The following is an 18,005-nucleotide window of genomic DNA, read 5'->3' on the forward strand; positions in this document are numbered from 1 at the left end:
TTAGGGCTTTTGGAAAGACAGAGCTAAGCTGTAAAAAAAGAAGTTATAAATGTTTGGGGAACTCAAATGGATATCACTGAGTTGTTGGCATTTAGTGCAAAACAGGGTGCATCAGACCTTCATATTTCTGCAGGATTGCCTCCTATGATTAGGATTGATGGCGATGTTCGTCGCATCAATCTCCCACCCATGGAGCATAAAACAGTCCATGGTTTGATTTACGATATTATGAATGATAAGCAACGCCGTGATTATGAAGAGTTTATGGAAACAGACTTTTCATTTGAGGTGCCAGGTGTTGCTCGTTTCAGGGTTAACGCATTTAACCAGAACCGTGGTGCAGGTGCAGTATTTCGGACCATTCCTTCTAAAGTGCTCACTATGGAAGAGTTGGGCATGGGACAAACATTTAAAAATGTCTGCGCCATTCCTCGAGGAATTGTACTGGTAACGGGACCAACCGGTTCCGGTAAGAGTACAACTCTTGCGGCTATGTTGGACTACATTAATGAACATCGTTATGAGCACATTTTGACCATTGAGGACCCGATTGAGTTTGTCCATGAGTCAAAAAAATGCTTGGTTAACCAGCGGGAAGTTCATCGAGACACATTAGGCTTTGCTGAAGCCTTGCGTTCAGCGTTGCGGGAAGACCCGGATATTATACTGGTCGGTGAAATGCGGGACTTGGAGACTATCCGCTTAGCCCTGACAGCAGCTGAAACAGGTCACTTAGTATTTGGGACCTTGCATACTACCTCAGCAGCAAAAACCATTGACCGGGTGGTTGATGTATTCCCTGCTCAAGAAAAATCGATGGTTCGTTCTATGTTGTCTGAGTCACTGCAGGCTGTTATCTCTCAAACGCTGTTAAAACGAATTGGTGGTGGTCGTATTGCTGCCCATGAAATCATGATTGGTACACCCGCTATTCGAAATCTGATTCGTGAGGACAAGATAGCTCAGATGTACTCAGCGATTCAAACGGGTGCCAGTGTGGGGATGCAAACACTGGATCAATGTCTTAAAGACTTGCTGCAACGTGGCCTGATTTCCAGAGAATCAGCCAAAGAAAAAGCCAAAATACCTGAGAACTTTTAAAGGAGTTTTCGCTATTGATTTTTCAGCATTTTCATTGGAGTTGGTTTTATGGAATTTGAGAAGTTATTACGCGTGATGGTGGAAAAAGCGGCTTCTGACTTATTTATTACTGCGGGTATACCACCCAGTATTAAAGTTCATGGCCGTATTGTACCTGTTACCAAAACAGCAATGTCTCCCGAAAAAACCAGAGAAACTGTTTTGGGGGTAATGAATGAAAAGCAGCAACAGGAATTTTTAGAAAATCATGAATGTAATTTTGCTATAAGCGCACGAGGGATTGGCCGCTTTCGGGCAAGCGCCTTTTATCAACGTAACCTTGTTGGCATGGTGTTGCGGCGTATTGAAACAAATATTCCAAAAGTGGATGATCTGGGCCTTCCTGATGTGATTAAAGACTTAGCCATGGCTAAGCGCGGATTAATCATTTTTGTGGGTGCTACAGGAACGGGTAAGTCAACCTCATTGGCTTCTATGATTGGTCACAGAAATGCCAATAGTACTGGGCACATAATCAGTATTGAGGATCCTATCGAGTACATTCATCAACATCGTGGTTGTATTATTTCTCAACGCGAAGTGGGCCTTGATACCGATAGTTTTGAAATAGCATTGAAAAACACACTACGCCAGGCACCCGATGTCATTATGATTGGTGAGGTTCGAAGCCGAGAAACCATGGAGTATGCTGTTGCCTTTGCTGAAACGGGACACTTGTGTCTTGCTACTTTGCACGCAAATAATGCTAACCAGGCTCTGGACCGGATTATTCACTTTTTCCCTGCTGATCGGCACGGGCAGATTTGGATGGATTTATCGTTAAACCTACGTGCAATTATTGCACAACAATTGGTGCCTACACCGGATGGAAAAGGGCGGCGTGCAGTTGTTGAGGTATTACTCAACACCCCATTAGCCTCAGATATTATTCGAAAAGGTGCCGTTCATGAATTAAAACCGTTAATGACTAAGTCAACTGAACTGGGTATGCAGACATTTGACCAAGCACTGTATAGTTTGTATGTGCATGGTGAAATAACTTATGAAGATGCACTAGCACATGCTGACTCACCCAATGATTTACGTTTAATGATTAAACTGGGGTCAGAAACAGACTCTGAACACCTGAATAGTGTTGCTGGTGGCCTTAGTATTCAAGAAGAAGATACGGATAGACAGCGCCTGTTTTAGCTAGAAGAAAGGAATAGCTTGTTCAATAATTATCATTAGATGAATAAAAGCCCGTGATTTTGTAAGTGCTGGTTTAGATAGGATGCAGAGCCAGCCAGGTCTCAAGAATAAGCTGTGCAGCAAGACTATCTATAGGCTTTGAAGCATAATCTCCCTTATGTCCTAGCTCAGCAGCATACTGCTTTGCTTCGAAACTGCTCAGTCGCTCATCCATAGGAAACCAAGGTTTATTGAAGCGGCCGTGAAGTCGGTTACCAAACTTTCTTGCTCTTCGGCTCATTTCGCTCTCTGTACCATCCATATTGCAAGGGATGCCTACCACAAAAGCATCTGGCTGCCATTCTTTAATGATATCAGCGATGACATCCCAGTTGGGAATACCATCACGGGCTTTGATAGGGGGTAAAACAGAGGCTGTTCCAACAAGGCGCTGACCCGTTGCCACACCTATTGATTGTGTCCCAAAGTCAAAAGCCAAAAGACTTTTTACAGTAGAGGGTATAGTCATTTTAATTTCTGAGGTATTCAAAGTAGATCAGGCGTGTCCGGCAACAGGAGAAAGCATACTGCGATTAATACCTAATGCAGCAACAGCAGCATTCAAACGGTCACCAATGGGCGTTTTGAATAGAATATTTGGATCAGCTTTGCAAACCAGCCAAGAGTTATCGAGAATTTCCTGTTCAAGTTGACCTTTATCCCACCCGGAATAACCTAGTGCGATAAGTGCATTTTCAGGGCCTTCATTTTGAGCAATGGCTAATAGGATATCTTTTGATGTTGTTAGCTGAATACCTGGAGCGACTTGCAGGGTGGCATCCCAATTACTATCACTGGGGGGGTGAAGTACAAAGCCTCGTTCAAGTTCAACAGGACCGCCCGCACAGATAATATCACTGACATGAGCATTGCCATGAGAGGGAGTAATACCCACTTGGCGAAAAATCTCATCCAAAGTTAAACCTGTTGGGCGATTAATTACGATACCCATTGCTCCCTGCTCATTATGCTCACAAATGTAAGTCACAGAGTCAGCAAAGTTTGGATCTTTTAAGTGCGGCATTGCAATTAAAAAGTGATCCTTGAAGCTTTGGGTCGATGTAGTAGTCATACTAAAAGTATTGGGGCTTCATTCTTTTAATACAAGCCCCAAATAAAGAAAAACTAAAAACTTGAAAGGTAGTTACCCTTTTCAAACCGCCAGGTGCGGATAATCTCAAGGATATCAACGTCGTTGAGGTCTCCTGTAAAAGGAGGGTATGGTGCTGCAGCTTTAACAATCTTTATTGCTGCGGAGTCAAGAACCTTATGACCTGATGATTGCATAACTTGAATATTATGAAGGCTGCCATCTGCATTTATGGCTACCAGTAAACGAAGACTGCCGTACAGTTTACGTTCTCTGGCTTCCTGGGGGTAGTTTAAGTTACCCACACGTTCAACCTTACGACGCCAAGCATCTTTGTAATATGCGCCTTTGTCCTGCATTGTGGAAGCAGCAGTTAAACGATGAATGCGAGGGCGCTTGGCATAGGTTTGTACTTGTTGGTCAAACTGAGCTTCAAGAGACGCAATTTCTGAGCTTAAGTCAATGCGTTGGCGTGTTTTTTCTTGGCTGCTTTTCTTTAATTTCTTTTTTTCTTCTTGTTGCTTATGAACCTTTTGCTGACTGCTTTGGGTTGTAGTGACGATATTAGACTTTTGCTGCTTTTGGGTAGGAGCCGCTTGTGGTTGAGGTTGAGGGATGACTTTCCTCACCTGGTTATCACGAAATTGGGCTTTTCGATTGGTTGTAGGGAGAGCTTTCTCTTTTTGTGTTCCACTACCTTCTTGGTTTGCTTGCGCTAAAAAGTCTGAATCTTTCACTTTTTTATCACTTTTATAGTTGGCTAAAGTGATTTCAAGTGTTTGAACAGGTGCACTTTTTTCAGGTAAGTCAAAGCTTACAAGTAAAATTATTGCAGCATGGACTGCTAAAGCAATAAAAAGGTTAAATAGCAGGCGATCATTGGCAGATACTAGAGTTTTCGCTTGAACCATACCGTTACTCATCCAGCTTAGTTTACTTCCATTTGGTTTGAAGCGCCTTGCCCCATATTAACCTGCAGGAGGCTGATAAAGGGGGCAAGTTTGCCAACCCTGTATGAAAAAGTCTATGAAGTACTCCGCGCTTGGAGCTTTTTTTCTATGCAATTCATCAGTTCGTTAGCGATATCTAATTGAAATATAGCGTCAAGTTCTCGAATACAGGTAGGACTTGTGACATTTATTTCTGTCAAAAAGTCGCCAATAACATCAAGCCCCACAAACATAAGCCCTTTTTCTTGTAAAACAGGGCCAACTTGTTCAGCAATCCATAAGTCTCGTTCAGAGAGAGGTTGGCCAACACCAGAGCCTCCTGCGGCCAGGTTACCACGTAGCTCACCTTTGGCAGGCACCCGTGCAAGCGCATAGGGAATTGGCTTGCCATCTATAAGGAGAATCCGTTTGTCGCCTTCTTTTATAGCAGGAATATATTGTTGTGCCATGATCTGGCGCTGGCCGTGTAGTGTTAGCGTTTCAATAATGACACTTAAGTTGGGGTCATTGGGTTGTACACGGAAAATAGAACTTCCCCCCATGCCATCCAATGGCTTGTAAATAACATCCCCATAAGTAGCAGCAAACTCTTTGAGCAGGTCTACTCGTCGAGAGATACACGTTGGAGGTGCACATTCCGGGAATTGAGTTGCAAAGAACTTTTCATTGCAGTCCCTGAGACTTTGCGGGTTATTGACAACCAGGGTGCCTTGATTGTGGGCTTGTTCTAACAAATAAGAGGCATAAATATATTCATTGTCAAAGGGTGGATCTTTACGCATTAAAATAACATCAAGGCTTGATAAAGGAATGCGTTGTGGTTCCTCCAAAGAAAACCAGTGGTTGGGGTCCTCAAACACAGTTAATGGGCTGGCAATGCCCATACTTTGTCCTTGGCTTTGGAAGATATCTTCAGGCTCCATGTAGAATAGGGACCAGCCGCGTTTTTGTGCGGCAATTAACATTGCTAACGAACTATCTTTTTTATAATTGATAGTTTTAATAGGGTCCATCACTATTCCGAGCCGTACTGTCATATACACACCCTAGTGTTGCCTTCAGTTTAAAGATATGTTTAAGGTGATGAAGTTTACCCTTATTGCCATTTGATAGCTAAACTATTTATAAGGTAAACAGTTGCTAGCTATATGCTTAATATGCTTCAAGGAATAGAAGCTCCCTCATATACTTGTCAAGAGGCTACAATAAAGGAATGTTGAACACGTAACGTTTCTTATAGATTGCACTAGGAATGTGTGTTAAAACATTTGACGGCACGGAATTCTGTCTAACTTTTAGTGGTCAAACCACTGCTAATGAGACAAAAGTAATTTCCTTTGGGCTGAAGGCTTAAGATATGGAAGATGATTTTAAGAGTTTGAAGGTGATGGTGATTGACGATAGTAAGACTATTCGTCGAACAGCGGAAACTCTGCTCAAAAAAGTTGGGTGTACAGTCGTGACTGCGACTGATGGTTTTGATGCCCTGGCTAAAATTGCAGATACGCAGCCAAACATCATCTTTGTTGATATCATGATGCCACGCCTTGATGGTTATCAAACCTGTGCACTGATCAAAAATAACAGTGCATTTAAATCGACACCTGTGATTATGCTATCAAGCAAAGATGGTTTGTTTGATAAGGCAAAAGGCCGCATTGTTGGCTCTGACCAGTATCTCACTAAGCCTTTTAGCAAAGAAGAGCTACTTGGGGCAATTCGGGCGCATGTTAATACGAGTTCTAGCGCCTCTGCCAATGCGTAATTTGACTTAAGTAATTTTTAAGAGCCATTCCTTTGTATCGGAGTGGTTTTGGTAATGTTTGTAGCTGGGGGATTTATGGCTCGAGTATTAATTGTTGAAGACTCTCCTACTGAACGGTACAAGCTTAAAGAAATGCTAGAAAAGCACGGCCATGAAGTTTTGGAGGCTGATAACGGCGCTGATGGCGTTGCACTAGCAAGAGATCAGAAGCCAGATGCCGTATTAATGGACATTGTTATGCCTGGATTAAATGGTTTTCAGGCTACACGACAGTTGACGAAAGATCCCGACACTAGTCATATACCTGTGATTATTGTTACGACGAAAGATCAGGAGACAGATCGCGTATGGGGTAAACGTCAGGGTGCAAAAGATTATCTTACGAAACCTGTCGAGGAATCTGTTTTGGTGAAAACACTCAATAATGTACTTTGAGGCTGGTTGTTAGAGTGGTTTAAATCATGTCAGAAGTGCAACATCCTTTTGAGCTTCTTCAATCGATTGCTAGGCGATGCCGTCAACATGCGGCAGGTCTTCCAGCCCAAACCGAAGTTAAAGCCCAGTGGAGTGGAATAGGTTTCCGTCTTGCTAACTTGAACTTTGTGGCCCCAATGGGTGAAGTGGCAGAAATCTTACCAGTTCCTAACTATACTCAATTGCCAGGAGTACAAAGTTGGGTAAAGGGAATCGCGAATGTTCGTGGACGATTGTTACCCATAATGGATTTACCAACTTTTCTCGGACATCAGCTGGCTTCTACACGAAAAAGCCGGCGCATACTGGTTGTTGAACATGGTGAGCTGTTTAGCGGATTAGTGGTTGATGAGGTCATGGGGATGCAACATTTCCCTGTTGATGGCTACTCAGATCAAATACCACGCAACACACCAGAAGCGCTTCAGTCTTTTCTGACGGGCTCTTATGAGAGAGAAGATGGTCGTTGGCTGATTTTTAGCCTGTATGCTCTGGCAGAGCACCCAAGCTTTTCAAAAGTTGCTGTATAGGAATTGAAGTAGTAGGAAGCAGCAGGTGGCGTAACCACCATTATTTTGTTTAACACTGTGCCATAACAAGAAGCTGTAGGCCATGTGGGGGCCAATTACATATGAAGGGTATATCTGCGAAGAATCAAACCAGCCAAATAATCGCTGCATTGTTTGTGCTGTTAATTGTCTCATTAGTTGCGATGATCGCAAACTTCCTTTATGTAAATAACAAAGCCTCTGAAGACAAGGAATATATAGGTCACTCAGGGGAGTTGCGGGTACTTTCTCAGCAGATAGCAAAAAACTCTACAGAGGCTGCAGCAGGTAAGAGTGATGCATTTAAACTTCTGCGTAAAGCCCATGATGCTTTCAGTGCCAGTTTCACTACGTTGCAGAAAGGGTCTGATGAATTACCCGCGGTAGCACAACAGAATTCAGAAACGCTAAATAAACAGATGAATTCCCTAGCAACAATATGGCAGCGAGTGAGTAAAAACGCTAATGACATCATGAATACAGAGGATACGGTACTCTCTCTGCATGATGTAGCAGGTACCTTATCTGAGACAGTCCCACAGCTCCAAATTGAATATGATGAGGTGGTGGAAATCCTTTTGGAAACTAATGCGCCTGCAGGACAGGTTGCGCTAGCCCAAAAGCAATCGTGGTTGGCAGAACGTATCCTGGGTAGCGTAAACAAAGTTTTGGAAGGTACTGAAGATTCAGTTATGGCCGCTGACAGCTTCGGTCGAGACGCAAGTTTGTTTGGTCGAGTTTTACGCGGGATGATTAATGGTGATAGCGAGCTGGGTATTACACGCGTAACGGACAGTGAAGCGCTCGACCGATTGAATGAAATTTCTGACTTGTTTGAATTTGTTGATGGTAGTGTCGATGAAATTCTTGAAACTTCCCCTGAGTTGTTTCAGGTGCGTGAAGCGTCAGATCAAATTTTTGCCGACTCACAATTACTTCTACAAGATGCTTCTAAGTTAGTAAAAATGTTTGAGAACTTGGAAGGTGAGCGGGTTATTAGTACACAAACGGGTGCCTTATTCGGCCTGTTGGCAGTATTGTCAATCGTTTTGATTGGTTTGGTTATGGTACGTGATACTCGCCAACGCCTACAAGAACAAGCAGAACATAACGAGCAAAACCAGGCCGCTATCTTACGTCTATTGGACGAACTTGCTGACTTGGCGGATGGTGACTTAACAGTATCAGCAACGGTAACGGAAGATTTCACGGGTGCGATCGCGGACTCTATCAACTTCTCTATCGACCAGTTGAGACAGCTGGTAACAACCATCAACCATACTGCGGTACAAGTGGCATCTGCGGCACAAGAAACACAGGCTACAGCGATGCATCTTGCTGAAGCAGCGGAGCACCAGGCGCAAGAAATTGCAGGGGCTTCTGCCGCGGTTAATGAGATGGCTGTTTCGATTGACCAGGTATCTGCTAACGCCTCTGAGTCTGCTGCGGTAGCGGAGCGGTCGGTGGCGATCGCAAATAAAGGTAACGAGGTTGTACAAAATACTATTGCTGGGATGGATACAATTCGTGAACAGATTCAGGATACATCTAAGCGTATTAAGCGTCTGGGTGAATCATCTCAAGAAATCGGTGACATCGTATCGTTGATCAATGACATTGCTGACCAGACAAACATTCTGGCATTGAATGCGGCGATTCAGGCATCGATGGCTGGGGATGCAGGACGTGGTTTCGCGGTGGTTGCTGACGAGGTACAGCGCTTGGCGGAACGTGCATCTGCTGCAACCAAACAGATTGAAGCGTTGGTTAAAACCATTCAGACCGATACCAACGAAGCAGTAATCTCGATGGAGCAAACAACTTCAGAAGTGGTTAAAGGTGCTCGCTTGGCACAAGATGCGGGTGTGGCACTGGAAGAAATTGAGAAAGTATCGAAAAACCTTGCTGACTTGATTCAAAACATTTCTAACGCAGCACGTCAACAGGCCTCATCTGCAGGTCATATCTCTAATACGATGAACGTCATTCAAGAGATTACAGCACAAACCTCTGCGGGTACCAATGCGACTGCTAACTCTATCGGACACCTTGCTGAACTGGCTACTGAAATGCGGAAATCGGTAGCAGGTTTTAAACTGCCAGAGGGTTAATAACCCCCTTTGGTATATAACATCGTTTAGTTTAATTCAAAGGTGGGTCGCCTGAAGTAAGTGAGCATGATAACTAAAGATTGGTCAATGCAGTCACTGCCTGACATGGACCAGCAACAGTTTGAGCAGTGGCAGTCTCTTCTTGAAGATAGGACTGGCATGCGTATTTCTGAGCAAAGAAAGTCGTTTTTACAAACCAGTGTTGGTATACGCATGCGAGAGTTGGGTTATTCAGATTACCAAACTTATTTTGAAGAGATTATGAATGGCCCTGCTGCAGCACAAGAGTGGACAACTCTTGTAGATCGTTTGACTGTTCAAGAAACCAGCTTCTTTCGGCACCGTCCATCCTTTGAAGTCGTTGAAGAATACTTGAGCCAACGTGTAAGCGAGTTCAACAAGCCTATTGAAATTTGGAGTGTTGGCTGCGCTACCGGTGAAGAGCCATATTCCCTAGCTATGCTTGCAAATGCAGTTCTCGGCAAACAAGGCAAATCTCAATATTTTGGTGTAACTGGAACGGATATTAGTGTGCCTGCTTTGGCTAAAGCCAGGCAAGGAATCTATAGTCAGCGTAAACTAGACAATATAGATACAGACATTCGTGATCGATACTTTAGAAGTATTGGGCAGCAAAAATTTGAGGTAAATCCAGAGCTTAAAGAGCGGGTTTGTTTTTCCCGCGTTAATGTTTTGGAGCTGAATAAAGCCCCAATGTACGGTATGGATATTATTTTTTGCCAAAACCTACTGATTTATTTCCGGCGTTGGCGGCGCAAAATGATCGTGAACTGCCTAGTTGAGCGTTTAGTACCAGGGGGGTTATTGGTACTAGGACTAGGGGAAATTGTAGATTGGAAGCACTCAGATCTGCGGCGCGCATACACTGATCGTGCTTTAGCTTTTATCAAGCATAAGGCAGCGAATTGATGACAAGTGGAGTAGTTATGGGTGATCGCCACGACTATGTAGCCCTGGACTGGGTTAAAGGTGAAATAGAAGAAACGCTTAAACAAGCACGCCAAGCGCTAGAGGCTTATGCGGAAAACCCCCAGGATTCTACCAAGCTTCGCTTTTGCTTGAATTATATTCACCAGGTGCATGGTACTTTGCAAATGGTGGAATTTTATGGCGCAGCTTTGCTTGCAGAGGAAATGGAGGCGCTCGCTAAAAGTTTACTGGATGAAACTGTCACCAATAAAGGTGAAGCACACGAAGTACTCATGCAGGCAATGCTCCAGTTACCCATGTATCTGGATAGGGTGCAGAGTGGACGCCGTGACTTACCTGTTATTTTACTGCCTATTCTTAATGATATTCGTGCTGCTCGCGGTGAAAGCCTCCTTTCTGAAACATCATTATTCTCTCCTGACTTAAGCCAAAAAAATCCTAAGCTGAGTGATACTGCTTTAGCGAAGTTAAAAGGTGAAAGCTTTAATACATTGGTGCGTAAACTTCGCCAGATGTATCAGTTTGCTATGGTTGGTATTTTGCGTGATCAGCATATGGCAGAAAACTTAGGCTACATGGCAAAAGTTTTTAATCGGCTTGAGCAGCTTTTCATGAAAACCCCTTTGGGGCAATTATGGTGGATTGCATCAGGCGTTATTGATGGACTCAATAATGGTTCGATTCATAACAGTTCAACTATACGTGCACTTCTAAGACAAATTGATATTGAGTTAAAACGGGTCACTGAAGAAGGGCCTGAGTCCCTAAATCAACCAGCCCCTGATGAGTTACTCAAAAATTTACTGTACTACGTCGCTAAAGCTGATAATGAAACACCTCGTATTAGAGCATTGAAAGAAGCCTTTAATCTTGTTGAGGCACTGCCTGATGAGGATACCCTAAATCAGGAAAGAGACTTGTTTTCTGGACCAGATAAGGAAGCGATGGCTTCTGTGGTCACAGTCTTAACTGATGAGTTGACAAGTATTAAGGAAGCGCTGGACTTGTTTGTTCGCAGTGACCGTCGTGATATGACGCACTTTGAAGAGCAAGTACCTGTACTAAAGCGTATTGCTGATACGATCGCAGTTTTAGGGCTTGGTATCCCACGTAAAGTGTTGATGGAGCAGCTTGATATCATGCAACAGATGGTTGCTGGTAACAGAGAGATGGATGATGCTGCTCTTATGGATATCGCGGGTTCTTTGCTTTATGTAGAAGCAACCCTGACGGGAATTATTGATAGCTCTACAGGTAAACAACGAGTCACAGAGAGTGTTGTGCCTGTCTCTGAGATGAGTGAGGCACATGAGGCAGTTATTCGAGAAGCCAGAAATGGGCTTGAGCAAGCCAAAGATGCCATTATCGAGTTTATTGCGTCGCAGTGGAATCATCAGAACTTAATAAACGTACCTGAGGTTCTGGATGCCGTTCGTGGCGGCTTGATCATGATTCCACTGGAAAGAGCTGCAACATTAATTGCAGCGTGTCGACGTTATGTAAAAGAACAATTGCTCGATAAAAAACAAGTACCTCAGTGGCAAGCGCTGGATACTCTCGCTGATGCTATCACCAGTGTGGAATACTATTTAGAGCGGCTTGCTGAAGGCAATACCAGCCAGAATGAATTGATTCTCGATGTCGCTGAAGAAAGTCTTGTTCACTTAGGTTTTAGTAGTGATGACTTGCGTCAGCCTCCAGTACGACCAGAAGCTGAAGTATTGGCAGAAGCTGAAGCCCGTCAAGCTGAAGAAGCTGCAGATACTACAGGTGAAGAAGATGAAGGCCCTGTACTAAAAGAGCCTGAAGCGCTTGAAGAGCCAGAGGCAATAACTACTGAAGAGGCTATAGAGGTCCCAGAAGAGCCAGAAACTATAGCACTGGATGATGAGTTACCCACTGAAGGTGTTTTTGAAATACCTCCTGAAGAACCTGAATCAGTAACAGTGACTGCAGAACCAGAACCTGTTGATGAAGAAGAGGAAAGCCTGATCGATGATGAAGTCATTGAAATCTTCATCGAAGAAGCAGGTGAAGTTTTAGAAACGATTAATGAATATTTACCTAAGTGGCAAAGTAACCTTGATGATGCTGATGCGCGTGGTGAAGTACGGCGTGCATTTCATACCTTAAAAGGTAGTGGTCGTTTGGTAGGTGCAACTGTTGTTGGTGAGCTCGCTTGGGCTATCGAAAACATGTTGAATCGAGTGATCGATAATACCATCAGTATCAGTGATGATATTTTTGATCTGGCTAGGCGGGTTACTGGTAGGTTGCCAGGACTGGTTAAAGACTTTGAAAACCAGCAGCAGAAACAAACGCCTGATGTAGATGCATTTGTTGCAGAGGCAGAAGCTTATTCTAAAGGACTGCCTTTTGAAAAGCCGGCAGAAGTTGAGGAGCCAGCAGAAGAGCTGGTCATAACAGAAGAAGACTTTGCTGAAGAACAGGCAACACTTGAAGCTGAGGAGTTAACACCAGGTGAAGCTATTTGGGAATCCTCAGTTCAGATATTAGAGGAAGATGAGCATAAAGCTGAGTCTGTTGAGGAAATTGAAGGGATTCCACTGCCTGAAGAAGAGGAAGGCAATGTAGCAGAAGAGCTTGAGCTGCTGCAGATGGGATTGACTGAGGAAGATTTTCCAACAACAGAAGAAGTGGAAGTATCACTACCCAGTGAGGCCGTACCTGAGTTTGATCCAGTATTGCTTGATATTTTCCACGATGAAGCGGTTTCTCACTTTGAAACGCTTAAGCAGTTTGTTGCCCAATATCATCAAGTCAAACAACCTATTGCGATTGATGAAGCACTGCAGCGAGCACTTCATACCTTAAAAGGTAGTGCTCATATGGCAGGTGTAGTTTGTATTGCTCAACTAGTTTCACCTTTAGAGCAGTTGATTAAGGATTTACGAGCGAATCTGGCTAAAGCAGATCAAGAAGTGATTCTTATCCTTCAAAGAGCGGTCGATCTTGGTGAAGTCGCTTTAGCATCAATGAAAGCTAACCCTCTTTTGCAACTTGATGGGCTTGATCAGTTTATACACGATGTAGAGCAGATCCATAAGCGACTGTTTGCTGAAGAAACATCTGACGATGAGGTGGTAGAGCAAGACACCCAAGTTATCTCTATGTTTTTAGCTGAAGGTATGGAAGTACTGCTGGATGCTGGGGAGATTCTTGAGGAATGGAGTCGTAACCCGGTTGCCGGCGATGAGCTGAATATGCTTCTGGAGGAGCTGGAAACACTAGCTAAAGGCGCAGAAATTGCTGAACTAGACCCTGTTGCAGATCTTTGTGAAGCACTGATTGATGCTTATAAAGCGGTGGTTGAAGGGCGATGTCCATTAAGTGATGACTTTTTTAAAGCTGTTCGTAATGGCCATGAACAGTTGATAAGCATGATGGATAGTATTGCTGCAGTGCAAACCGTTGAGCCTGCTACTGACTGCATTCAGCAGCTCCAGAGACTGACAGCCGAACAGGAAGAGAGTATTGAGCTGGCGGAGCCTGCTGAAGTAGAAGAAATTGATCTAAATGCAGACTTGGAAGAGTCATTAAGTCTTGATGAAGAAACGCTACCCATTATTGAAGTAGATACTGATATAGATATGGGTTTACCAGAAGGAGAGCTGGAAACCTTAAATATTGAGCCAGAAGAAGTTCCAGAAGAGCTGATTCAATTGGGTGAGCTAGGTGAAGAAGCATTAGAGTTAAGCACGCAAGAGTTTGATTCTGCTGAGCAGGCACCTGTTCAACCCCCTACTGCAGTGGTAACTGAAGAAGAAAAAGGCCCTTCGATTGATCCTGAACTTGTTGAAATCTTTCTGGAAGAGGCTGGTGATATTATGGAAAGCACAGCCAGCTCTCTGCAGAAGTGGATAGAAAATCCAGAAAGCAGCATGGAGGTGAAAGAACTACAACGGGATCTGCATACGCTAAAAGGTGGTGCCAGAATGGCTGAGATCACCCAGATTGGTGATTTTAGTCATGAGTTGGAGTTTATTTATGAAGGTTTAGGTGATGGTCGTTTGAAGACAGAAACGCCACTCTTTGATCTGCTACTGGCATGTCATGACTTATTGGCAGACATGCTTGATGAGCTTCAAACGCAAGGGCACTGCCGGAATGTTGACTGGCTTATTGATGCATTAAAAACGTATCGAGCTAATCCTGATAGTGGTATTCCAAATATACACAAGCTGTTATCACAAACGAGCGAGCTTGAGGAAGCAGGCCCACCAAAGCTGGAACAAGGACAGGCTCCGTCAGCAACTGGAGAGCCGGCGGAGGTTAGTCCTCATGAGCCTGAAACTGCTCAAGACCTCGATGATCTGGCGCTGGCGGATACCGATGTACTGGATATCTTTTTAGAAGAAGCGGTTGACTTGGTCGATGGTGTAGAACGATCAACGGATGCTTGGCGGAAAGATCCTGCTAATGGTCAGTATGCAGATGAGTTGTTACGTTTGCTTCATACATTAAAAGGGGGAGCACGTCTCGCAGGACTTTCTAAGTTGGGTGACTTTACTCATGAGTTTGAGATGTTTATTACTCAAGCTCAAAATCGTTTACCTGATTTGGAAGGTGCTTTTTTTGCTGATGTTTTCACTCGGCAAGATAAGCTACAAACCCATGTTGATCATGTGAAAAAACATATGTCAGGTGGAGAACCTGTACCTGTTGAAAAGCCTGCGCCTACAACAGAGCCATCGGCAGAGATTTTACCCTTTACACCAAAACCCAAGGTGCCGGAAGTTGTATCACCAGGAGAGACCATTCCCGCCAAAGTGAAACCGATTTCGGCAGCTAAGCTTGCGGGAGGTAAAGCCCGACAGCCCCAGGAAATGGTAAAAGTGCCTGCTGACTTGCTGGAAAGCCTGGTTAACCTTGCAGGGGAAACCAGTATTTCGAGAGGTCGGGTTGAGCAGCAAATCTCTGATATCAGTTTTACGCTTGAGGAAATGCATACCACTATTGAGCGGGTACGTGAGCAGCTTCGTCGGCTTGATATTGAGACACAAACTCAAATTATTTCTAAGCACGAAGCTGAAGCGGCTTCAATGGCCTTAGAGTTTGACCCATTAGAAATGGACCAATACTCTGAGCTAACCCAGTTATCCCGTTCGCTCTTTGAGTCTGCCAGTGACTTAATGGACTTGAAGGAAGCTCTCGTTGATAAAAACCGTGATGCTGAAACACTTCTACTGCAGCAGGCACGTGTTAATACTGAGCTGCAAGAAGGGTTAATGCAGACGCGGATGGTACCTTTTAACCGGTTAATGCCAAGGCTACGTCGAATTGTCAGGCAGATCTCCAGCGAGCTGGATAAGCAAGTTGAGTTTAATGTCGAGAACGCTGAAGGTGAGATGGACCGGACCGTATTAGAGCGTATGGTTGCACCTTTAGAGCATATGCTACGTAATGCGATTGACCATGGTATCGAGTCAGATGAGTTGCGTAAGGCTGCGGGTAAAGACGCAGTAGGGCAAGTCACACTAAGCTTGTCGCGTGAAGGTGGCGATATTCTATTGGAAATGAGTGATGACGGTGGTGGGGTTAACCTTGATGCTGTCAGAGCAAAAGCCATTGAACGTGGACTTATGGACCCCGAGGCTGACCTTTCTGACAATGAGATACTGCAGTTCATTTTGGAGGCAGGCTTCAGTACAGCTCGTGCTGTGACTCAGATTTCGGGTCGTGGTGTGGGCATGGATGTTGTGCATAGTGAGATAAAACAACTGGGTGGTTCAGTTACAATTCACTCTGCACCCGGTAAAGGAACAACATTCCGGGTTCGACTACCTTTCACTGTATCGGTTAACCGGGCATTGATGGTGTACATTGGTGAGGATTTATATGCTATTCCTTTAAACAGTATTGAAGGGGTAGTTCGGGTCAGCCCTTATGAACTTGAAGCTTATTATGAAGATGATGCGCCAGACTTTGAATACGCGGGTCAGGATTACAAGCTGAAGTACCTGGGAGACTTGTTACATCGTTCTGGTAAGCCTAATTTGCAGGGTGCATTGGCACCATTACCCGTGATTTTGACGCGCGGGGCTGAACACAGTGTTGCACTTCAAGTTGATAGCTTAGCGGGTAGCCGGGAGATTGTAGTAAAAAGTCTTGGCTTCCAATTTGCGAGTTTACAAGGTGTATCAGGCGCTACTATTTTGGGTGATGGTCGAGTAGTTATCATTCTTGATGTGGTTGCATTAATACGCTCTGACTACGCTCACCAAGGCCTTCTGCTTACTGCAGAAGTGCTTGAGGAAGAGATTGAAGAAGTACCTGTTGCTAAAGTGGATCGTGTACCGCTGGTTATGGTTGTTGACGACTCAGTGACAGTACGTAAGGTAACTTCTCGATTGTTAGAGCGTAACGGCTATGAAGTCTTACTGGCTCGTGATGGTGTAGAAGCTATTTCTTTACTGCAAGATCGCAAGCCGGATGTCATGTTGCTGGATATTGAAATGCCAAGAATGGATGGCTTTGAAGTGGCCAGTACAGTCCGCAATGACAGACGTTTAAAGAGTGTGCCCATCATTATGATAACCTCGCGTACTGGCGAGAAACACCGGGAGCGGGCATTGGCCATTGGGGTCAATGAGTACTTAGGTAAGCCCTTCCAGGAAGGTCCCTTACTTGAAACAATTGAGCGAATGGTAAAAACGGATGCCTAATGAAGGCAATAGTGGATGGCGGGGAAAAATAGGTGTTGTTGCAGATTCATCACTGCAACGGCATCTACTGCAAGTGTTGATGCAAACTCATCACTATGATGTGTTAATCAATACGTCACCTGACCGTCTTGAGCCAAGCCACCATGAACTAAATGTTGATGCGTGGTTCATTGATGTAATTGGAGAGGATGGCTGGGCTGAGCCACTGGATGACTTATTGGACGCAAGTGAAGTACCTGTGCTATTTGGCGAAGGGGAGGCACCTGCCAGAACTTCAGAGTTATATCCTCGTTGGGAACGGAGGATACTGGCAAAGCTTGAGCAAGAAGTCATTCCCACATTACAAGAGCAGGTTGAAGATAAACCATCTGTTGAACGTACAGCGATTCCTACATTATCAACCCCCGTTAAGCTTGATTTTAAGGCTCGGGAAAAGGTTATTGAGTTACCTGATTTACCGAATAGGGGTTTTGCAACAGATGAGCCTCAACGAATATGGGTATTAGGTGCATCGCTGGGAGGGCCGAGTGCTGTTAAAGCCTTTTTAGATTGTCTACCCGGTGATTTACCCATTGCCTTTGTTTATGCACAACATATCGATGTAAGCTTTGAAGAAGTATTAGTGAACTCTGTTGGTCGACATAGCTGTTTAAAAGTGAAAAATGTCATTGAAGGGGATCGGCTGCGGAGTGGTGAAGTACTTGTGGTACCTATAGAGCAAGAAATTGTCTTTGATTTTGATCAGACGGTTCAGTTTACGGGAGAAACCTGGCCTGGTCCCTATAATCCTTCAATAGATCAGGTGATGCTCAATGTGTTGGCAGGGTTTCAGGAAAAATGTGGCGCCATAATTTTTAGCGGTATGGGTCAGGATGGTGCTGATGCTGCTGAGTTTTATGCTGAACGTAAACTACCGCTATGGACACAGTGTAAAGAAAGTTGTGCAAGTAGTACGATGCCTGATGCAATAGTGGCGAAGGGGCTTAGTGCTTTTAGTGGTACACCTCAACTGCTTGCTCAACAACTGGTTGAAACATTAGTAGCTGATATAAAAAAAAATCCTGGACTAACCGCCTAGAAATGATTTGATGCGAGAGAG

At 44.3% G+C, this 18,005-nt stretch carries 13 protein-coding genes; 9 read left to right on the top strand and 4 right to left on the bottom strand.

The window, feature by feature from the left end:
* Nucleotides 1–66 precede the first annotated feature (66 nt).
* Nucleotides 67–1,101: a type IV pilus twitching motility protein PilT gene (locus ACQ96U_RS18710; RefSeq protein ID WP_431722788.1), complete on the top strand. Its 1,035-nt coding sequence runs from the start codon at nt 67–69 to the stop codon at nt 1,099–1,101.
* Between the two features lie 48 nt (nt 1,102–1,149).
* Nucleotides 1,150–2,292 (top strand): PilT/PilU family type 4a pilus ATPase, encoded by a 1,143-nt coding sequence (locus ACQ96U_RS18715; RefSeq protein ID WP_431722789.1) that lies wholly within the window; start codon nt 1,150–1,152, stop codon nt 2,290–2,292.
* A gap of 73 nt (nt 2,293–2,365) precedes the next feature.
* Here the strand turns inward: ACQ96U_RS18715 and ruvX are convergent, their stop codons facing one another.
* The 4 genes from ruvX to gshB all read right to left on the bottom strand — a co-directional run bounded on the left by ruvX (nt 2,366) and on the right by gshB (nt 5,408).
* Nucleotides 2,366–2,800, bottom strand: coding sequence for a Holliday junction resolvase RuvX (ruvX, locus tag ACQ96U_RS18720; RefSeq protein WP_431722790.1), 435 nt, complete (start codon nt 2,798–2,800; stop codon nt 2,366–2,368).
* A gap of 27 nt (nt 2,801–2,827) precedes the next feature.
* Nucleotides 2,828–3,403: a YqgE/AlgH family protein gene (locus tag ACQ96U_RS18725; protein WP_431722791.1), complete on the bottom strand. Its 576-nt coding sequence runs from the start codon at nt 3,401–3,403 to the stop codon at nt 2,828–2,830.
* A 53-nt stretch (nt 3,404–3,456) separates the two neighbouring features.
* Nucleotides 3,457–4,332, bottom strand: a complete 876-nt coding sequence (locus ACQ96U_RS18730) for an energy transducer TonB (RefSeq protein ID WP_431722792.1) — start codon at nt 4,330–4,332, stop codon at nt 3,457–3,459.
* A 113-nt stretch (nt 4,333–4,445) separates the two neighbouring features.
* A complete protein-coding gene (gshB, locus tag ACQ96U_RS18735; RefSeq protein ID WP_431722793.1) occupies nt 4,446–5,408 on the bottom strand; it encodes a glutathione synthase in 963 nt (320 codons plus the stop codon).
* A 320-nt stretch (nt 5,409–5,728) separates the two neighbouring features.
* Here gshB and pilG point away from each other — a divergent pair, with 320 nt between their 5' ends.
* The 7 genes from pilG to ACQ96U_RS18770 all read left to right on the top strand — a co-directional run bounded on the left by pilG (nt 5,729) and on the right by ACQ96U_RS18770 (nt 17,984).
* Nucleotides 5,729–6,136 (top strand): twitching motility response regulator PilG, encoded by a 408-nt coding sequence (gene pilG, locus ACQ96U_RS18740; RefSeq protein ID WP_027706675.1) that lies wholly within the window; start codon nt 5,729–5,731, stop codon nt 6,134–6,136.
* A gap of 75 nt (nt 6,137–6,211) precedes the next feature.
* The gene (pilH, locus tag ACQ96U_RS18745; protein ID WP_094789489.1) at nt 6,212–6,571 is read left to right on the top strand and encodes a twitching motility response regulator PilH; all 360 of its coding nucleotides are present in this window, start codon (nt 6,212–6,214) and stop codon (nt 6,569–6,571) included.
* 26 nt (nt 6,572–6,597) lie between these two features.
* Entirely contained in the window at nt 6,598–7,140 is a 543-nt protein-coding gene (locus tag ACQ96U_RS18750) for a chemotaxis protein CheW (RefSeq protein WP_431722794.1), read from the top strand.
* A 101-nt stretch (nt 7,141–7,241) separates the two neighbouring features.
* Nucleotides 7,242–9,269 (top strand): methyl-accepting chemotaxis protein, encoded by a 2,028-nt coding sequence (locus ACQ96U_RS18755; RefSeq protein WP_431722795.1) that lies wholly within the window; start codon nt 7,242–7,244, stop codon nt 9,267–9,269.
* Nucleotides 9,270–9,335: 66 nt separating this feature from the next.
* Entirely contained in the window at nt 9,336–10,199 is an 864-nt protein-coding gene (locus ACQ96U_RS18760; RefSeq protein ID WP_431722796.1) for a CheR family methyltransferase, read from the top strand.
* A 17-nt stretch (nt 10,200–10,216) separates the two neighbouring features.
* Nucleotides 10,217–16,906 carry an Hpt domain-containing protein gene (locus ACQ96U_RS18765; protein ID WP_431722797.1) on the top strand — a complete coding sequence of 2,230 codons (6,690 nt, stop codon included), beginning with the start codon at nt 10,217–10,219 and terminating at the stop codon, nt 16,904–16,906.
* A complete protein-coding gene (locus tag ACQ96U_RS18770) occupies nt 16,899–17,984 on the top strand; it encodes a chemotaxis protein CheB (protein WP_431722798.1) in 1,086 nt (361 codons plus the stop codon). Before ACQ96U_RS18765 ends, ACQ96U_RS18770 begins: the two co-directional genes overlap by 8 nt.
* Nucleotides 17,985–18,005 lie beyond the last annotated feature (21 nt).

This window comes from Zooshikella sp. RANM57 (genome assembly GCF_050749885.1).
Taxonomy (GTDB): domain Bacteria; phylum Pseudomonadota; class Gammaproteobacteria; order Pseudomonadales; family Zooshikellaceae; genus Zooshikella.